The sequence below is a fragment of the Streptococcus sanguinis SK49 genome, assembly GCF_000212815.1.
Lineage (GTDB): Bacteria > Bacillota > Bacilli > Lactobacillales > Streptococcaceae > Streptococcus > Streptococcus sanguinis_C.
Genome location: NZ_GL890986.1, coordinates 504979 through 521429 on the forward strand (window position 1 = coordinate 504979; position 16451 = coordinate 521429).

Annotated in this window: 18 protein-coding genes; 2 read left to right on the plus strand and 16 right to left on the minus strand. The window is 43.8% G+C overall.

Going from position 1 to position 16451, the window contains the following annotated elements; all coding sequences use genetic code 11:
- Positions 1-553: 553 nt before the first annotated feature.
- The 13 genes from HMPREF9380_RS00895 to HMPREF9380_RS00835 form a co-directional block, all read right to left on the minus strand.
- Positions 554-2281 (minus strand): Cna B-type domain-containing protein, encoded by a 1728-nt coding sequence (locus tag HMPREF9380_RS00895; RefSeq protein ID WP_004193686.1) that lies wholly within the window; start codon positions 2279-2281, stop codon positions 554-556.
- Between the two features lie 453 nt (positions 2282-2734).
- Positions 2735-4357, minus strand: coding sequence for a chaperonin GroEL (gene groL / locus HMPREF9380_RS00890; protein WP_004189007.1), 1623 nt, complete (start codon positions 4355-4357; stop codon positions 2735-2737).
- 23 nt (positions 4358-4380) lie between these two features.
- Complete coding sequence (gene groES / locus HMPREF9380_RS00885; protein ID WP_002919847.1) at positions 4381-4662, minus strand: co-chaperone GroES; 282 nt, start codon at positions 4660-4662, stop codon at positions 4381-4383.
- 215 nt (positions 4663-4877) lie between these two features.
- On the minus strand, positions 4878-5168 hold the full coding sequence (locus tag HMPREF9380_RS00880) for a hypothetical protein (RefSeq protein WP_004193688.1): 291 nt from the start codon (positions 5166-5168) through the stop codon (positions 4878-4880).
- Between the two features lie 94 nt (positions 5169-5262).
- Entirely contained in the window at positions 5263-6117 is an 855-nt protein-coding gene (locus tag HMPREF9380_RS00875) for a PTS system mannose/fructose/sorbose family transporter subunit IID (RefSeq protein WP_002896727.1), read from the minus strand.
- Positions 6101-6946: a PTS mannose/fructose/sorbose/N-acetylgalactosamine transporter subunit IIC gene (locus HMPREF9380_RS00870; protein ID WP_002896728.1), complete on the minus strand. Its 846-nt coding sequence runs from the start codon at positions 6944-6946 to the stop codon at positions 6101-6103. Before HMPREF9380_RS00870 ends, HMPREF9380_RS00875 begins: the two co-directional genes overlap by 17 nt.
- Positions 6947-6973: 27 nt before the next feature.
- Positions 6974-7468: a PTS system mannose/fructose/N-acetylgalactosamine-transporter subunit IIB gene (locus tag HMPREF9380_RS00865; protein ID WP_004193690.1), complete on the minus strand. Its 495-nt coding sequence runs from the start codon at positions 7466-7468 to the stop codon at positions 6974-6976.
- Between the two features lie 42 nt (positions 7469-7510).
- Positions 7511-7948 carry a PTS sugar transporter subunit IIA gene (locus HMPREF9380_RS00860; RefSeq protein WP_004193692.1) on the minus strand — a complete coding sequence of 146 codons (438 nt, stop codon included), beginning with the start codon at positions 7946-7948 and terminating at the stop codon, positions 7511-7513.
- A gap of 220 nt (positions 7949-8168) precedes the next feature.
- Positions 8169-9452 (minus strand): ABC transporter substrate-binding protein, encoded by a 1284-nt coding sequence (locus HMPREF9380_RS00855; RefSeq protein ID WP_004193693.1) that lies wholly within the window; start codon positions 9450-9452, stop codon positions 8169-8171.
- Entirely contained in the window at positions 9449-10132 is a 684-nt protein-coding gene (locus HMPREF9380_RS00850) for a response regulator transcription factor (protein ID WP_002896732.1), read from the minus strand. The genes HMPREF9380_RS00855 and HMPREF9380_RS00850 overlap by 4 nt, the downstream gene beginning before the upstream one ends.
- Positions 10125-11438: a sensor histidine kinase gene (locus HMPREF9380_RS00845; protein ID WP_004193695.1), complete on the minus strand. Its 1314-nt coding sequence runs from the start codon at positions 11436-11438 to the stop codon at positions 10125-10127. The genes HMPREF9380_RS00850 and HMPREF9380_RS00845 overlap by 8 nt, the downstream gene beginning before the upstream one ends.
- Entirely contained in the window at positions 11438-12424 is a 987-nt protein-coding gene (locus HMPREF9380_RS00840; protein WP_004193699.1) for a substrate-binding domain-containing protein, read from the minus strand. Before HMPREF9380_RS00840 ends, HMPREF9380_RS00845 begins: the two co-directional genes overlap by 1 nt.
- 280 nt (positions 12425-12704) lie before the next feature.
- Entirely contained in the window at positions 12705-13100 is a 396-nt protein-coding gene (locus tag HMPREF9380_RS00835) for a single-stranded DNA-binding protein (protein WP_002896737.1), read from the minus strand.
- A 128-nt stretch (positions 13101-13228) separates the two neighbouring features.
- Here HMPREF9380_RS00835 and HMPREF9380_RS00830 point away from each other — a divergent pair, with 128 nt between their 5' ends.
- Positions 13229-13816, plus strand: a complete 588-nt coding sequence (locus HMPREF9380_RS00830) for a hypothetical protein (protein ID WP_032907775.1) — start codon at positions 13229-13231, stop codon at positions 13814-13816.
- Between the two features lie 80 nt (positions 13817-13896).
- Here HMPREF9380_RS00830 and ytpR read toward each other — a convergent pair whose 3' ends face one another.
- Genes ytpR through HMPREF9380_RS00815 form a run of 3 tightly spaced genes read right to left on the minus strand, consistent with a single transcriptional unit; the run spans position 13897 to position 15139 of the window.
- Positions 13897-14523, minus strand: a complete 627-nt coding sequence (ytpR, locus tag HMPREF9380_RS00825; protein ID WP_004193702.1) for a YtpR family tRNA-binding protein — start codon at positions 14521-14523, stop codon at positions 13897-13899.
- A complete protein-coding gene (locus HMPREF9380_RS00820; protein WP_002898599.1) occupies positions 14520-14855 on the minus strand; it encodes a thioredoxin family protein in 336 nt (111 codons plus the stop codon). Before HMPREF9380_RS00820 ends, ytpR begins: the two co-directional genes overlap by 4 nt.
- Entirely contained in the window at positions 14852-15139 is a 288-nt protein-coding gene (locus HMPREF9380_RS00815; RefSeq protein ID WP_002903480.1) for a DUF4651 domain-containing protein, read from the minus strand. Before HMPREF9380_RS00815 ends, HMPREF9380_RS00820 begins: the two co-directional genes overlap by 4 nt.
- Positions 15140-15309: 170 nt before the next feature.
- Between HMPREF9380_RS00815 and pepA the strand changes: the two genes are divergently transcribed.
- Positions 15310-16374, plus strand: a complete 1065-nt coding sequence (gene pepA / locus HMPREF9380_RS00810) for a glutamyl aminopeptidase (protein ID WP_004193705.1) — start codon at positions 15310-15312, stop codon at positions 16372-16374.
- The last annotated feature ends 77 nt before the right edge of the window (positions 16375-16451 follow it).

The window sequence follows — 16451 nt, forward strand, 5'->3', positions numbered from 1 at the left end:
TGCAGGGGGCATAGAAATAGATAAGAAAAAGCCTTGGTTTCAGGGCTTTTTTGTTTGTTTTATCTTTTTTCTGCTCAATCATCTCCTTAAATTCAAAGTAGATTTTCAACAAAAAAATCCCCTTCCTTTAGGCACAAAAAGGAGGGGGTATTGCATAACAAAAACTACAAGAGAAGACTGAAGTAAAATAAGTTTGACGAAAACCTGATAAAGATGATCACACACTGAGCATATTCCTAAGGATGTCTTATAATTTTTTTGGTTTAGGAATTAAGAAAGATTATATATATCAAGTTTTGATATGCCTCACGCTTGCATATCCAAGCGGCTTTCCCCGTAGTTCTGAGCAACTAATTTGTTCTAGGAAACATCTTAGTTGCTTTTTATTTTAAAACAACTATATTACGGAACATCACAGTCTCGATTAACAAAAGGATACAAGATAGTGACTGATTGTAAAAAACATTCTTAATTCTGCTTTCTAAAAAGCGACCACTGCTACTTCGGAGTTGGAGTAAAAAATCTCTGTCCCTTAAGGGAACAGAGATGAAATTTATTTCTTCTTCGCACGGAAGACAACAAAGCCTACCAAGCCTACTAGAGCTACTCCAGCAGCAATCATGATCCAGCTAGCATTCTCACCTGTTTTAGGAAGAGCCTTCTTGACTACAGTACTACTAGAACTACTACTTGAACCTGGTGCTTGAGGTTTGCTTGGAATGATTGTATTAATAATATTCATGCCATCTACAGTAGTTGTATAATCATAAACACTATCTTCAGTTACAGAATATACGATATCGGTTCCATCCGCACTACTAGCAGGTAAATCAGTAAATTCATATTTCCATTCACCCTTTTCATTTGGACGAACTTCTTTAGAAGCAACTTCAGTACCATTGGCAAAGAGGTGAACAGTAATCTTATCAGGACGCTTACCAGCTTTATTGTTATCATCAACCCAAGTTTTGGTACCTGAAGCAGTAATCAAAGCTTGACGGTTAGTGAAGTCTTTGTAAATGACACCAGATCCATAAGTGTCAAGCTGAGCAGCATTGACTTGAATAGCTTCATCAGATAGTTGATAACCTGCTGGAGCTTTAGTCTCTTTAATGACATAATGTTCTTTAATCAGATTACTGAAAGAAGCCACGCCATTAGAATCACTCGTAGCTGTCTGAACAACTGTCACACCGTCTGCATCATAGAGCGTAAACTCAGCACCTTCTAAAGGTTTTCCATTTTCATCCTTCTTAGTTACTTGAACCCCATATACATCTCCATTCGCCAATCCATTTGCATGTTGATAACGAACGACTGCAGAAGATTTTTGATCCTCTATATTATCCGCCTTTAAAACAGCATCATTAGGAAATTGTGTTCCATTTAGCGGGGCAGCAGGAAATTTCACTCGATAGCGGATAGAAAAACCTTCATCTGCTGAGATATTACCCAAGTTTAGCTTGAATGAACGTTTATCTTCAGATAGTTCTACTTTATATTGAGCAGTCACATCTTCACGTTCTTTAGCGAGATGAAAAGAATTATCAGATGGGTCTACAATCCAACGACTCTTTATGATTTCAAAGCGATTCATATCAATTTCTCCACCTTCAAATCCAAGAGTGTCAGCAATTTGTACATTCTGTAATTCCTGACCATCTTGGTTGATGTTCAAGCAATAGGTGATAGACTTGATATCATCCGCATTATCCCAGCCAGATTTTATAAAGGTATGAGGCTTTTCTGGCTGGCCAGGAACACCTTTGAAATCAATCTTTCCGAACTCAATAATTACATTTTTTCCAATAGTAAGGTAAAAAGGTATAGAGTTCTTATCTTTGGCAACAGTATGATCTACACGAGCAATAAGATGAACTTTCCCTTCAATCCTGGACTTTGTTAACACATAATCTGTATAGGTCAAAGTTAGTTCCTTGGAATTGCTATTAACCGCTGCAGTTGCAACCAAATTGCCATCTTTATCCTTCACTTCAAAATCAACATCTTCTAAAATGAATTGCGCGGGAAGAGAAATACTCGTTGTATCTCCTGGCTGAACTTTCCCATAATTAAAAGCAAAGTTCGCATCTATTTGGAATCTCTCCCAAAGAGCCAATCCTTCAGTAAGTGCTTCTCCTTTTTCATTATAAACATTAACTGACGTAAAGACGTCATCTACTGTTGCTGCTTTCGCTTCTTTAGCACCTGTAAAAATGGAACCTGTACACAAGAAAACGAGTGATAATAAACTTGCAAATATCTGCGTCAATTTTTTCATTTTTGTCACTCCATAGTCACTTTTTATAGATTATGTAAAAAATATTAAAATTTATTTACATTTCCACTATACTACATATATTAGACTATCATACGATTGACTATAAGTCAACTATTATACTTTACTAGTTGATAAACAAGCTACAATCTGTAAACCTAGATTTTTCCCAAAAACCTTGTCATTTAAGACTTGGAAACACTTGCAGCTGTTATTTCTTTGTATTTTTTGAAACAAAAACGTAATATTTGACAACCAAACAAATGAACCAATCTAAACACTTCTCAAGGATATGAACATATATATAAATATATACTTGCTTAAAACAAAATTTTCAAGCACTTCCATATATAGTAATATAATCAAAAAAACTGAACAAATCTGCTCAGTTTTCTAATTGATAAATATAAGACAAAGATTATACCTAATTTATACGAATATATAATCCATTATTTTCTACATCATACCGCCCATCATTCCTGGATCCATAGCTGGAGCTGGGCTAGCTGGTTCTGGTTGATTAGCTACTACTGCTTCGGTTGTCAAGATAAGACTGGCAACAGAAGCGGCATTTTGCAAGGCTGAACGAGTCACCTTAACTGGGTCAATGATTCCAGCCTCAATCATGTTAACCCATTCGCCAGTCGCAGCATTAAAGCCTGTACCAACTTCAGAGTTTTTCAGACGGTCAATGACGATTGAACCTTCAAAGCCTGCATTCAGAGCGATTTGACGGACAGGCTCTTCCAAGGCGCGAAGAACAATGTTACGACCAGTCGCTTCATCCCCTGCCAACTCAAGACCTGCGACAGCGTCCAGTACGTTGATATAGGCCGTACCACCACCTGAGACGATTCCTTCTTCTACCGCTGCACGGGTTGCGTTAAGGGCATCTTCGATGCGGAGTTTCATTTCTTTGAGTTCTGTTTCTGTGGCAGCTCCAACCTTAATCACAGCTACACCACCGGACAATTTAGCCAGACGTTCTTGCAGTTTTTCACGGTCAAACTCAGAAGTGCTGCTTTCAATCTGTGACTTAATGACTGCCACACGGTTAGAAATAGCTTCTGGATTGCCAGAACCTTCCACAATCACAGTGCTGTCCTTATCAACAGTGACTTTAGAAGCTTGTCCAAGCGCTTCAATCGTAGCGTCCTTGAGCTCTAAACCAAGGTCATCTGTAATCACTGTACCGCCCGTCAAGATAGCGATGTCTTCCAACATAGCCTTACGACGATCGCCAAAGCCTGGTGCCTTGACAGCTACGACATTAAAGGTTCCTCGAATCTTGTTAAGAACCAATGTTGGCAGAGCTTCACCATCTACATCATCTGCGACAATCAAGAGCGGACGATTGGTTTTCAAAATGTTTTCCAATAATGGCAGAATCTCTTGAATGTTAGAAATTTTCTTGTCAGTAATCAAGATGTAAGGATTGTCCAGTTCGGCTACCATTTTTTCATTGTCAGTTACCATGTACTGAGACAAGTAGCCGCGGTCAAACTGCATACCTTCAACTACATCCAGCTCAGTTTCCATCCCTTTGGACTCTTCGATGGTAATGACACCGTCATTTCCAACTTTTTCCATAGCTTCAGAGATATATTCACCGACTTTCTCGCTGCGAGAAGATACGGCAGCAACCTGAGCAATAGCTTCCTTGTTAGAAACTGGCACTGAGTTAGACTTCAGAGCTTCAACAGCTGTTGCAACGGCTGCTTCAATACCGCGTCGGATACCAATTGGATTAGCACCAGCTGTAACATTTTTAATCCCTTCACGGACGATAGCCTGTGTCAAAACAGTTGCTGTTGTTGTTCCGTCACCAGCGATATCATTGGTCTTTGAAGCAACTTCTGACACCAGCTTAGCGCCCATGTTTTCAAAATGGTCTTCTAGTTCGATTTCCTTGGCAATGGTCACACCGTCATTGGTGATAAGAGGTGAACCAAAGGATTTTTCCAAAACGACATTGCGGCCTTTAGGGCCCAAAGTTACCTTGACAGTATTCGCCAAGATGTCAACACCACGAACCATACTGCTTCTTGCATCTGCTGAAAATTTAATATCTTTTGCCATTTTATTATTCCTCTCTTCTAATCTTACTCGACAACTGCTAGAATATTGGCTTCACTGACTAAGAGATAAGCTTCATCTCCGTCCTTGACTTCCACGCCTGCATGGCTTTCTACGAGAACCTTGTCCCCTTCCTTGACACTCAAGGCTACCAGCTCACCGTTCAAAGTACGAATACCTTGACCGACTGCGACAACTTCTGCTGTCTTAGTCGCTGCTTGGCCGTTGCCTGCAATGACAAATCCGCCAACTTTCTGCTCTTTTTCTTCTACTTTCAAGACCACACGGTCTCCTAATGGTTTTAACATGGTTTTCCTCCAAAGATTGATTTTTTAGCACTCTAAACTATCGAGTGCTAATCTATAGTTATTATTTTATCACTTGGTCAAAAATAGTCAAGAAAAAAAGCGGCTAGATGAAAGAAAAATTTTATTTTTTTGCTTTACTTGCTCCTAAAGTCAAAAAAATAAAAAACAAGTCCGAGCTAAAATCCTCTCAGACTTGTCTTTAGGGGGAGAAATGTCTATCTTGCAAGTTTTAGTTTTGCTTCAAAATCATCAATCACTTTTTGCAGATTTAGGCGCCCTCTATAGATCCCATAGCCAAACAAAAGCATGGCTAAGATACCAAGTAGAGCTAGAACGATTCCTGCAATCAGTGCTAGGAGATTGGTCTCATGAAAGAGATAAATCAGAACAAGACCCATGCTGGCAATGGCAAAGAAGAGACTGAACCAGCGTCCTAGATTTTCAATCATGTGCTTCTGGTAGTGAATTTCTGTTTCATAGCCTTCAATCAATTCTTGTTCTGTCATGATTTTCTCCGTTCTTTCTTTTACTCTGCTCAAAAAAATTTGTATTAGACTAGCAGCAAATCGGACTTACTGCCAGCCTGAAATTGAGCGAGGATTAGTATTTCAGTTGAGGGTCAAAGATGCCAAGCGCTACACCAATCAAAGCAATGACAACCAAGAGGAGCATAACGAGGTTTGGTGATACTTTTTTCTTGGCCATCAGCCACCAGCAAAGGGTGATAAAGCCAGCTGTTAAGAGACCTGGATAAACACCGTCAATTTTTTCTTGCAGCTTCAGGAAGGCTTCGCCATCAGCATTTTTCAGCTCTAATGAAGTCGTTACAGATACCCAAGTTGCAGCGACTGCCCCGATAACCATACCACCAATAACACTGATTGCCTTACGAAGCGCCTGTCCTTTAGGTCCTACAAGGAATTCTACCGCCTTGTCCCCTAATTCATAGCCTTTGAAGTAGGCAAAGCGCATACCGCCATAGATGAGAACATTCCAGACAAGGATGTAGAAGAGAGCCCCGATAGGATTTCCACCTTTAGAGAGGCCAAGGGCAATCCCCAGCAGAACTGGAATCAAAGTTCCGACAACCAAAGAGTCACCGATACCCGCAATAGGTCCCATGAGACCGGCACGCATACCATTGATAGTTTCGCCGTCAACAGCGTCACCATTGGCACGCGCTTCTTCCAAACCAGCTGTAATCCCCACTACCAAAGCTCCGAGCTGAGGTTCAGTGTTGAAGAAAGCTGTATAAGTCTGCATAGCTTCTTTCTGCTCTGCCTTGTCTTTGTAGAGTTCTTCCACGATTGGCAGCATAGAGGTCAAGTAGCCGAAAGTCTGCATGTGCTCTTGAGAGAAGCAAGTCAAATGACCATAGTACCAATGGTGGAATGATTTCGCTAAAGTCTTTTTAGTTATTTTCTTTCTTTCAGCCATCTTAGATATCCTCCTCATCGTCATCAAAGTCAGCCCCACCAGCCGGCGCGGTTACACGAGCTGATTTGATTACTTCCAATTCATAGTAAATTACTGCAAAAATCAATGAAACAACTGCACTGGCAACCAAATTAAGACCGAGTGACTTAGCCAAGGTGAAGCCCACAAAGAATGGGATAAAGTCAGCAGCCTTGGTAACGATTTGTTTCAAAAGAATGGCAATACCGACACATGGGAGAAGAGCTCCGACTGTAAAGAGGGATTTCATGATGAAGCCATCCATTGGCAGGTGGGTCTTCATCAGTTCAACCATATTCGGACCAAACTTCGTGATAATCATAGTTGGAAGGAAAGAGAAGACAAAGTGGGAAATCCAAGGATAGACCCAGTCAACAGCGTAAAGCTTTTTGAATTCGCCTTTTTCAACAGCTTTCCAGCCAATGTGCTGCCAAAGCAAGTTTGTAGTGGCTGTTCCATAGAAGAGAACTGTACCGATAGTACCAACTGCTGCTCCGATTGGTGCAGCTGCTGCAGCGATAGCAGATTCAGACGTGATTCCTTTAGAGTGAACAAACAAGATTGCGAGAGGAATCCCAATGTAAGAAATCGCCCGAACGTCAGCGGAAACTGTCCCACCTGGTGTTACCAGAGCGATATAGAGAACCTGAAGGGCTACCCCAACCATAATACCTGTTTTTAAATCTCCAAGAATCAAGCCACTAATCAAGCCTCCGACCAGTGGACGTCCCAGAGTGTAGTTACCAATACTAGAACCACCCATACCAGGCATAGAAGCTAAACTAGCAAAAAGACCCAGTAAAGCGGCTTGCAGCCAAGAAATTGTCATAATTGACCCTCCTTTTCATTATTGTAATTAAAAACCAAATTTAGACTTGAAATCGCTCCAGTAACCGATGGAAACATCTGGCAAGAGCTGGAATTTGACTTTGTAGCCAGCTTTTTCAATCGCTTCAATCGCTTCTGCCTCTTCCTGGGTGATGGACTGGTTGTTGCCCAGCTTAATAGCTCCCGGACGGTCATTAGCAGGACCGATGATGATTTCCTTAACATCCCCAGGTACAAAACCTTGGTCCACTAGGATTTCCTTCATGTCCACAGGATTTTTTGTAATGAGAAAATAGCGACTGTCTGACTCGGTGACCTTGCCTGATTTTTCCTTGAAGGCTTCCTTGGTCCAAACAAAAGTCTTCTTATCAGAAGCTCCCTTGTAGGCCTGAATCAAAACCTTGTTTCCTGCTGCAGCATTATTAACTGCAATCAAGCCATCACAAGGGTATTCCTTAGCCCAGCGAGTGACTGTTTGACCGTGGATCATGCGGTCGTCAATCCGTACAAATGATACTGTCATCTTTAAAATCTCCTTTTATCTTTTATAATGTATGCGGAAGCACTAAATGTCGTCTTCATCTTCGTCAGCTGCATCGCTTACGACTTCAAATTCCTGCAAAGCAGCTGTGGCCTCGGAAAGGATAGCCTGAGCCAGCTCTTTTCCGTCTAAGATGTCTTTCATAACCAAGCCAGTCAATCCCATGGTTAGGTTCAAACCGCCCAAGATAACTGCTGTGTCGAGCTTACCCATGTCAGCTAAGACGCTAGCTGCTGTCGTCAGAGGACTGCCTCCTACAATATCAGCCAGAACTAAGACACTGTCATCAGCGCTTAAGCCAGCCAAAGCCTGAGTAAAATCAACTGCAAAATCATCAACTGAGTTGCCTTCCTGAAGACCGACCGCAATCACCTGATCCGTCTTGTCTCCGGCAAACATCTTCAAGGAACTCTGCACGCCTGCAGCCAGTCCCCCATGGCTGACCAGTACAAGGTATTTCATCTTTCCTGCCTCCTTTATCCTTCGACTTCTTAGCCCAGTCTGGCTTTAGATGCCTAAGGATTTATTGATGATTTTATTGTACAGGATATGAAACCGATTTCATATTGTCAAATGTCATTTTGCCCAGATGACATTTGTTAGGAAAAATATGACATTTGTCATATTGGTCTAGGCAGCTGTACTTTTTTCTGACTTAATTGGCAATAAAAAAGAAAGCAGATTATTTTCCGCTTTCTATTTCTCTTTGAATGCTCGGCAAGGCACTGTCAATCTCTTGATTCTGCATAGCATTTTGAATCAGATAGTCCATCCGGTCCATCGTATGACGGTCTACTTCTAGACTGATGTCAATGATGGAGCGATTCATCATGTGGTTTAGCCTCTCAGAAGTCAAGGAATCCAAGCCAAAATCATCAGCCTGTAAGATTTCTCTAGCCTGTTGACTTTTCACCACAGATGGTAAGACAGAGGTCCCCTGCGATTTTTCAAATAAGGCCTGCTGGCTTTCTTTATCCTGTGACAGCAAGAGCATAAATTCCCAAGCCAGCTTCTCTTGCTTGGTATTGGAAGACATGGCAAAGAGCGAGGTCTTAACCTGTGTTCCCATCACCTGGCTATTGGCTGTCGGCATGAGGATACAGGTCCAAGAAAAGCTAGAATACTTGGCAACATGGTAAGGGTAAGGCTTGTAGGTCCGATACTGGGCCAGACTCATGGGATAGAAGGCCACCCGTCCCTCATCAAAGTCATTAGAAGTCACCTTATAGTGCTGGCTGAGCATGTCTAGCTTGCTCATAAAGGCCAAGGCTTGGTGCATCTCTGAGCTGTCTACATTGATACCGGATTTATCGGTAAGATGGCCGCCGTAAGCTACCAGAGCTTGCTGCCAAGTGTAATCTGTTATACCGTACTGATCCACCACACCATCGCCATTGGTATCCTTGGTTACCTTCTTGCAAATCTCATAGAAATCCTCTAAAGTCCAGCCTGACTCAGGAATGCTGATTCCTTCTTTTTCAAGCAAGTCTTTATTGACACACATCATGATGGGATTGCTCTCAACTGGAAGGGCATAGCTTACTCCCTGATATTTCCCAGCTTCATATGCCACCGGATAAAAGGCTGTCCGTTCATCATCCGTTAGGAGGGTATCCAAGGATTTAAGCGCGCCAGTCGAAGCCAACATGCTAAAGTCGTTTTCCGGTACCATAAAGAGATCAGGCTGCTCGCCTTTCAGGACTTGCTCCGCCAGCCAGTCAGCGTAATCATCCTTAGGAATCCCGCTTTCGTAGACGACCTTGACATGAGGATGCGTCTTTTCAAATTGTTTAATCAGGCTGTCCAAGACCTTGTTTTCGCGGCTGTTAGGCACATCCCAGCTAGAGCCAGCATAGACCCCGATACGCAGGACTTTTTCCTGAGCCGAAGCCCAAAAGACAAAAGCCAAGGCAACAGATATGATCAGGACAACCAGCAGGGCCAAATGTCTTAGTCTCCACTTCATTTGTCACTTTCCTTACTAAAATCTCTCTGGGTGACTCCGGTCTGCACAGCCCAGATAGCCAGCTGGGTTCGGTCTCGCAAGTTGAGCTTGGCTAGGATACCTGACAGGTAATTTCGGACTGTCCCTTCTGATAGAAAGAGCTTGGCTGCAATTTCTTTATTAGAAATTCCAAAGCCAATCTGCTGGATAATCTTCCACTCCGTCCGGCTCATGTCCTCTATATTTTCCTCCGTCACTGTGATAGCAAAGTTGGACTGGGCCATCTGTGAAAAGATTTTGAAGACCTTGGTGGCAATATTGGGATTGATCATAGCTCCGCCTCGATAGACTGTCTGAATGGCTTCGTGAAGCTCTTCTGTCGAAACCCCTTTGAGAATATAACCAGACGCCCCGTATTTGAGAGCAGAGAAGATAAATTCATCGTCATCAAAGGTCGTCAGAATGATAATCTTAACATCCGGATACTGCTCTTTGACAGCCTTGGTACAGAGAACACCGTCCATGACTGGCATGCGAATATCCATTAAAATCACATCTGGGCGTACCCGATGAAGCTTTTCCAGCACTTCCTTACCGTCTCCGACTGTCCCGACTACCTCAATATCTGCGTGTGCTGACAGGATGATTTGCAGAGACTCGCGAATCAAGGCCTGATCGTCTGCTATTAAAACCTTAATCATGTCTTCCTCCTATTTGTGGGATTTCGATATGCGTGTAGAAACCGTCCCGATTTTCAAAGCGGACGCTTCCTCCAATAATCATTAGGCGCTCCTGCATCTGCTTGAGGCCATAGCCATAGTGGAGTTCATCAAAGCCAACACCATCATCCTGAATGGTCATTACATAGGACTCTTCCTCCAGCAGCTCAATCCAGATAGTCTTGGCATGGCCGTGGCGGACAGAGTTGGTAATAGACTCCTGAATCACCCGGAAGACAATGTCTTCCTTGGCAATATCCAAGTCAATATTATCCCATTCGTAGCGGAGATGAATCTCCAAATTGGAGATGGCTTCATACTCACGGATAATCTTAATCAGAGCTTCCTTCAAAGTATTATTTTCCAGAGCTCCCGGTCGCATCTTATTGAGCGATCCTCGGACATCACGGATACCATCTCGAACAACGACAGAGACATTATTGAGCTGCTCCTTAGCCCGATTGGTATCAATATCAACCAAGACCTTGACCGCATCAATACCCGCTGAAATTCCCGTCAGGGCATGGCCCAATGTATCGTGAATCTCTCTGGCAATCCGCTTCCGCTCTCGGTCTTCTGCTATTTTTTCGGACAAGGCCAGATAAGAGTTCAACTCGCGATTGGCCTGAGAAGCCATGCGCAGCTCTTCCTCAATCCGATGACGCTCTGTAATAGCCGACAAGATATAGAAGAGCAAGGAAATCATAAAGACAACGATATTGAGGGAGTAGAGAAAGTTCTTGCCAAAAAGCAGCAACAACCGGACGGACTCTGGGTAAAACCGAATATAGGTATCTAGAGAAGGCAGCTTGATAAAGAGCGACATGAGGTCATAGTTGGACAAGAGCAGCATGCCAAAGCTCAAAATAATGAAAGAAAACCAATACTTCTTGTCCTTGGAAGAATTGAACTCCTTAGAACCATAGAAAATATCCGCAAACACCAAGAGAATCAAGCCATTGTAGGACGAGTGCAAGACGGAAAAGATGACCAGCATAAGCAGGATTTCAATAATAGTCGCTTTGTCATAGACGGACAGCTGATTGGGATGGCGCTCGCGATAGTACATGACCAAAAGCAAACTACCATAGAGGCTAATTGATACCCAGAAAATCAAGCTGGGAGAGCCCGGAATGGCATCCAAACGCTCCAAAAGCGAGTGACTGAAGCCCTTAGCAGCTACATAGTTGGTCGCAAAAAGATAGATGGACGCATTATAGACAATGGCAACCAGATTGATAACCATCAGGGCTATTTTGCTGTAAAATATACTTTTTTGAGGTCTCATTATTGCCACCCTGTAACTGTGTATTGACTGATATTATCTCTGTTGACTAAGTGAACAGGAATCAGGTATTGGCTGTCATAGGATTTCCCCTCCTGCATCAGCTCAATTACCTGTGCCACCTTGCGTCCCATCTGAATGGGCGATTGGGCCACGGTTCCCTCTATATCGCTAGTCGTAGCCAGAAAGTTTTTGATATCTGGTGAACCATCCACGCCATAGATTGAAATTCTCTTATCAAGACCTTGATTTTTAATAGCAGCCAATGCCCCGATGGCTGCCCGATCATTGAGCGCCATAACTACATTAAAGTCCAAACCTTCGTCTAGAGCCCCTTTGACCTGTGGCATGGTTTCCTCAGTCTGGCCTAGTGTTTCTTTCTGGGAAACAATCTTGTAGCTAGGCTGATTTTCAATCGTATCAATAAATCCCTGAATCCGGTCCATGGCAGAGACGGCATTGCGGTGCTCCAGAAGAAGAATATTGGCAGAAGGCAGACGCTTCATCATGTCCTGGGCAATCAGGACGCCTGCTTGGTAGTTATCAGACACAATTGTCGTATCCACTTTTACATCCTGACTGATAGGCGCATCCACTACGATGATTTTAATACCAGCTTTCTTAGCCTTTTGAAGAGAGGAAATAATACTTGGACTATTGCTTTTTACCGGATTGATGACAATGACATCAACCTTTTCTCGGACAAAAAAGTCAATCTGCTGGCTCTGCTTGCCCTCATCCAGCTCAGGATCCCGGACATAGAGCCTGCTGCCCTGCTGGTTGGTTTTCTTCTCCAGTTCCGCATTTAAGGTCTTGTAAAAGTCATTGTTCATGGTCATGTAGGTAACACCAATCTTGACCTGCTTCTCATCTGGCAAAACGCCCTTGAAATAAACAAAAAGCAAACCCAAGATAAGCAGAATGAAAAGCGGCCAGAGAGCCTTCTTCTGATAATGCTGTATCCGTTTTTTGACCTTAGCTGATACCATTTTTCACCCCCTATGCCGCAAGCGCCTTTATAAAACATATAGCATTATTATATTACAAAGCCGCCAAAAAGCAAAATCTTTCCAGAAATGACTATAATAAAAGAGGCGAGACAGAATCTAAAAAATCCACGATTTTTGATTCTTGGTCCCACCTCGGCAATCATAACTAAATCTCAAAAAGCTTGATAGAAAGAGACTTTCAGTCAAACAGAGCTTGCATCCTGCAAAACTGAATGATGATTTGTTAGAGCAAGGTCATTTCCCAGTCTTTGCTTCTTGCTTAAAAGGGAAGTTCCTCTTCTTCCAACACCAAATCTGCCAAATCAGCTCCGCTGTTATTTTCACGCAGAGCGCGCTGGGCCCGACTTTCCAGGAGCTGGAAGCTATGACAGAGCACCTCTGTCACATAATGAGTGGCCCCCTCTTTTTCATAGCGACGAGTCCGCAACTCACCATCCAGAGAAATCAAGCTGCCCTTACTTGCATAGCTGGCTAAAGTCTCAGCTAGGCGCCCCCAGACAACCACATTTACAAAATCCGCCTCACGCTCACCGCTCTGAGATTTATAACGGCGATTAACCGCGACCGTTGCGCGAGCCACAGATTTTTCATTCGCAGTCTTGTGCAGTTCAGGCGTAGCCGTAAGCCGGCCGATTACAATTACTTTATTATACATTTTATATCCTCCTAACTTATCATTCGTAATAGGAGGCAAAAAGTGAAAAAAATGTGGTATAGTATAGATAAAAAGGAAAGTTGCAGTTTCTGCCCCTTTCCTACTAGACTTGTATAATGGAGGCTCCGATGACCATTAAACATTCCCCTGTGAAAAATATTCTTTTTATCCTGATTTCTCTGTGGTTCGGAGGTTTTTCCGCCTTGGCCGCCGTAGACTACCTGACCAGCTCCAACCCCTACAAAGACACTAGTTTCTTTGTCCTTAGTCTGCTGGTTGCTGCCTTCTTCTTACTGCTACTTATCTTTGCTATTCGCAGACTAACCATTCATGCGACTATCCTCTCCTTTGACCATGAATATGTAACCTACCATTATAGCGGACTCTTATCAGCTGCCACCTACTGCATTCCTATGCAGCAAATTAGTCATGCTCGCTACAGCCGAGATAGTGAAGAATCCGAGATTGGCCTTTGGATGGGGGACGGCTTCCATGACTTTGCAGCCTTTAACCATCCCCGCCACAAAATTTATGCCTATCCTGACAGCCAACTCATCGGCATTGTTTTCAAGAGAAAGCGCCTCAAAGTATTGGAAGACCACGGCCTAAACAGCCTTATCTACCAATACAAATACAGCACTCCGAGCCAGAGTCCCACAGCCACTCCTCAATCAACAACCGACTCACAAAGTAATAGCGACAGCGTCTTCTTTTGAGACAATGTGGGCACGAGACATAAGTTTCTAACAAAAAAGCTCAGAAATTCTGAGCTTTTTGTGATTTTAAATCTTCATTTTTATCCCTGCCAATGTTTGGCTGGGTCAAAGGCGGTGCCAACTAGTTCGCTATCGGCTAATTCAATGATGCCGCGTTTTTGAGGCGCATTCGGCAGCTGAAGTTCCCGTGGGCTGCACATCATGCCAAAACTCTTTTCGCCTCGAAGTTCTCCCGGAAAAATCAAATTTCCTTTAGGCATCATAGCACCTGGCAGAGCCACAATCGTTTTGAGGCCGACTTTGGCATTAGGAGCACCGGCCACGATTTGAACGGTCTTATCAGCAGCTACCTGCACTTGGCAGATATTCAGATGGTCACTATCTGGATGAGCTACCATATCAACAATTTCTCCAACCACAAACTTCGGCTGGCTGTCATTGACCAAGTCCGCTGGGAAGCCTTCCTTGCTCAACTCCTGATTGAGAATAGCCACTTGCTCATCTGTCAAAAAGACCTGTCCGCGCTCTGCAATTTCAAAAAGGTCTGACTGCTCAAAGATATTCCAAGCTACTGTCTGGCCATTATCTTCACGGTAAACACGCGCCACTCGTCCCTTGCGCTCAGCCGCCAGTTTAGCTCCTTGATTGTCCGCAACAATAACCATCAGCACATCGCCGACATATTCTTTATTATAGGTAAAAATCATTTTACGCTCCCTTTTTCTCTTATACTCGCTAAAAATTCATTGATTTGACCCTTGGTCTTGCGGTCACGATTGACCAGACGGCCAATCTCCTGTCCCTTTTCCAGCACTACTAAGCTGGGAATCCCGTATACGTCCCACTCTTTGGCCAGATCCAGATAATCATCACGATCCACTTGGATAAAGCGATAGTCAGGATTTTCCGCTTCTATCTCTGGCAGAAAAGGTTTGATAAATCGGCAATCTCCACACCAGTCAGCTGTGAAAAAGATGACAGTCTTCTCCCCATCATTGACATAAGAAGCCAATTCCTCTATATTTACAGGAAAAATCATGCTTCTTCCTCGTAGCTTAGCTGACCATTTTCATAGACAAAAGCAAAATGGCGGTCGTCCTCTAAGACCAGACCACCAACCAAGCGGTCATCTGTGGACTCGTAGAGCTTAACATAAAGGCAGGAAATAGTTCCCTGACTGGAAAAGAAATCTCGCACAAGCTCGACGATTTCCTCCCGATTACGCAGTCTTTTCTGCTCCTGTACGACTTTGGCTGCTCCAAAAGCCAGCGCTCCAGCCCCCAAAAGGGCGGTTGTGGTTAAAATGATTTTTTTAGCTTTCATGTAGAATATTTTAACACAAAAGAGCAGAGGCGACAAACAATATTCCAGATTTCCCTGGGAGAAGCTGGATTCTTGAATAGGCAGTCCTCTTGATTCATACAAGCTATAAGATTTCCCTACTCATTTACCGCAAAAAGTGATAAAATAGGGGACAGAAAGAAGGTAAGTTTATGACAACATTATTTTCAAAAATCAAGGAAGTAACAGAGCTTTCTGCTATTTCGGGTCACGAGGCACCTGTTCGCAGTTACCTGCGGGAAAAACTCACTCCCCATGTCGATGAGGTTGTCACCGACGGCCTAGGCGGTATCTTTGGGGTACGCCATGCAGAAGCTGAAAATGCTCCCCGTGTATTGGTAGCAGCCCACATGGACGAGGTTGGCTTTATGGTCAGCGAGATCAAAGCTGACGGAACCTTCCGCGTAGTGGAAATCGGCGGCTGGAATCCGCTGGTCGTTAGCAGCCAACGCTTCAAACTCTTTACCCGTGAAGGTCGGGAAATCCCTCTTATCTCAGGCTCTGTCCCTCCTCATCTGACACGCGGATCTGGCGGACCAGTTATGCCACAGATTGCAGATATTGTTTTTGACGGTGGCTTTGCGGATAAGGCGGAAGCTGAAAGCTACGGCATCCGTCCAGGAGACACGATTGTGCCAGACAGCTCTGCTATTCTCACAACTAACGGGAAAAATATCATCTCCAAAGCCTGGGATAATCGCTACGGCGTCCTTATGGTCAGCGAATTGGCCCAAGCCTTGTCTGGTCAACCACTAGACAGCCAACTCTATGTCGGTGCCAATGTTCAAGAAGAAGTTGGCCTGCGTGGTGCCCATGCTTCTACGACAAAATTTGCCCCTGAGGTCTTCCTGGCTGTAGATTGCTCCCCAGCGGGTGACATCTACGGCGGTCAAGGGGCCATCGGCGACGGAACCTTGATTCGCTTCTTTGACCCTGGTCATCTCATGCTGCCAGCTATGAAGGACTTGCTCTTGACAACTGCTGAGGAAGCTGGCATCAAGTATCAATATTACTGTGGCAAGGGCGGAACGGACGCTGGTGCTGCCCATCTCCAAAGCGGCGGCGTACCATCTACTACCATTGGTGTCTGCGCCCGCTACATCCATTCTCACCAAACTCTCTATGCCATGGACGATTTCCTACAAGCACAAGCTTTCCTGCAAGCTCTGGTCAAAAAGCTGGATCGCTCAACGGTGGACACGATTACCAACTACTAATTTTAAAAGGCAGCCCGTTCTTCATTCGGGCTGCTATCTCTTTTGCCTAATACTTTCCCTTTCAACTTTCCAATTTG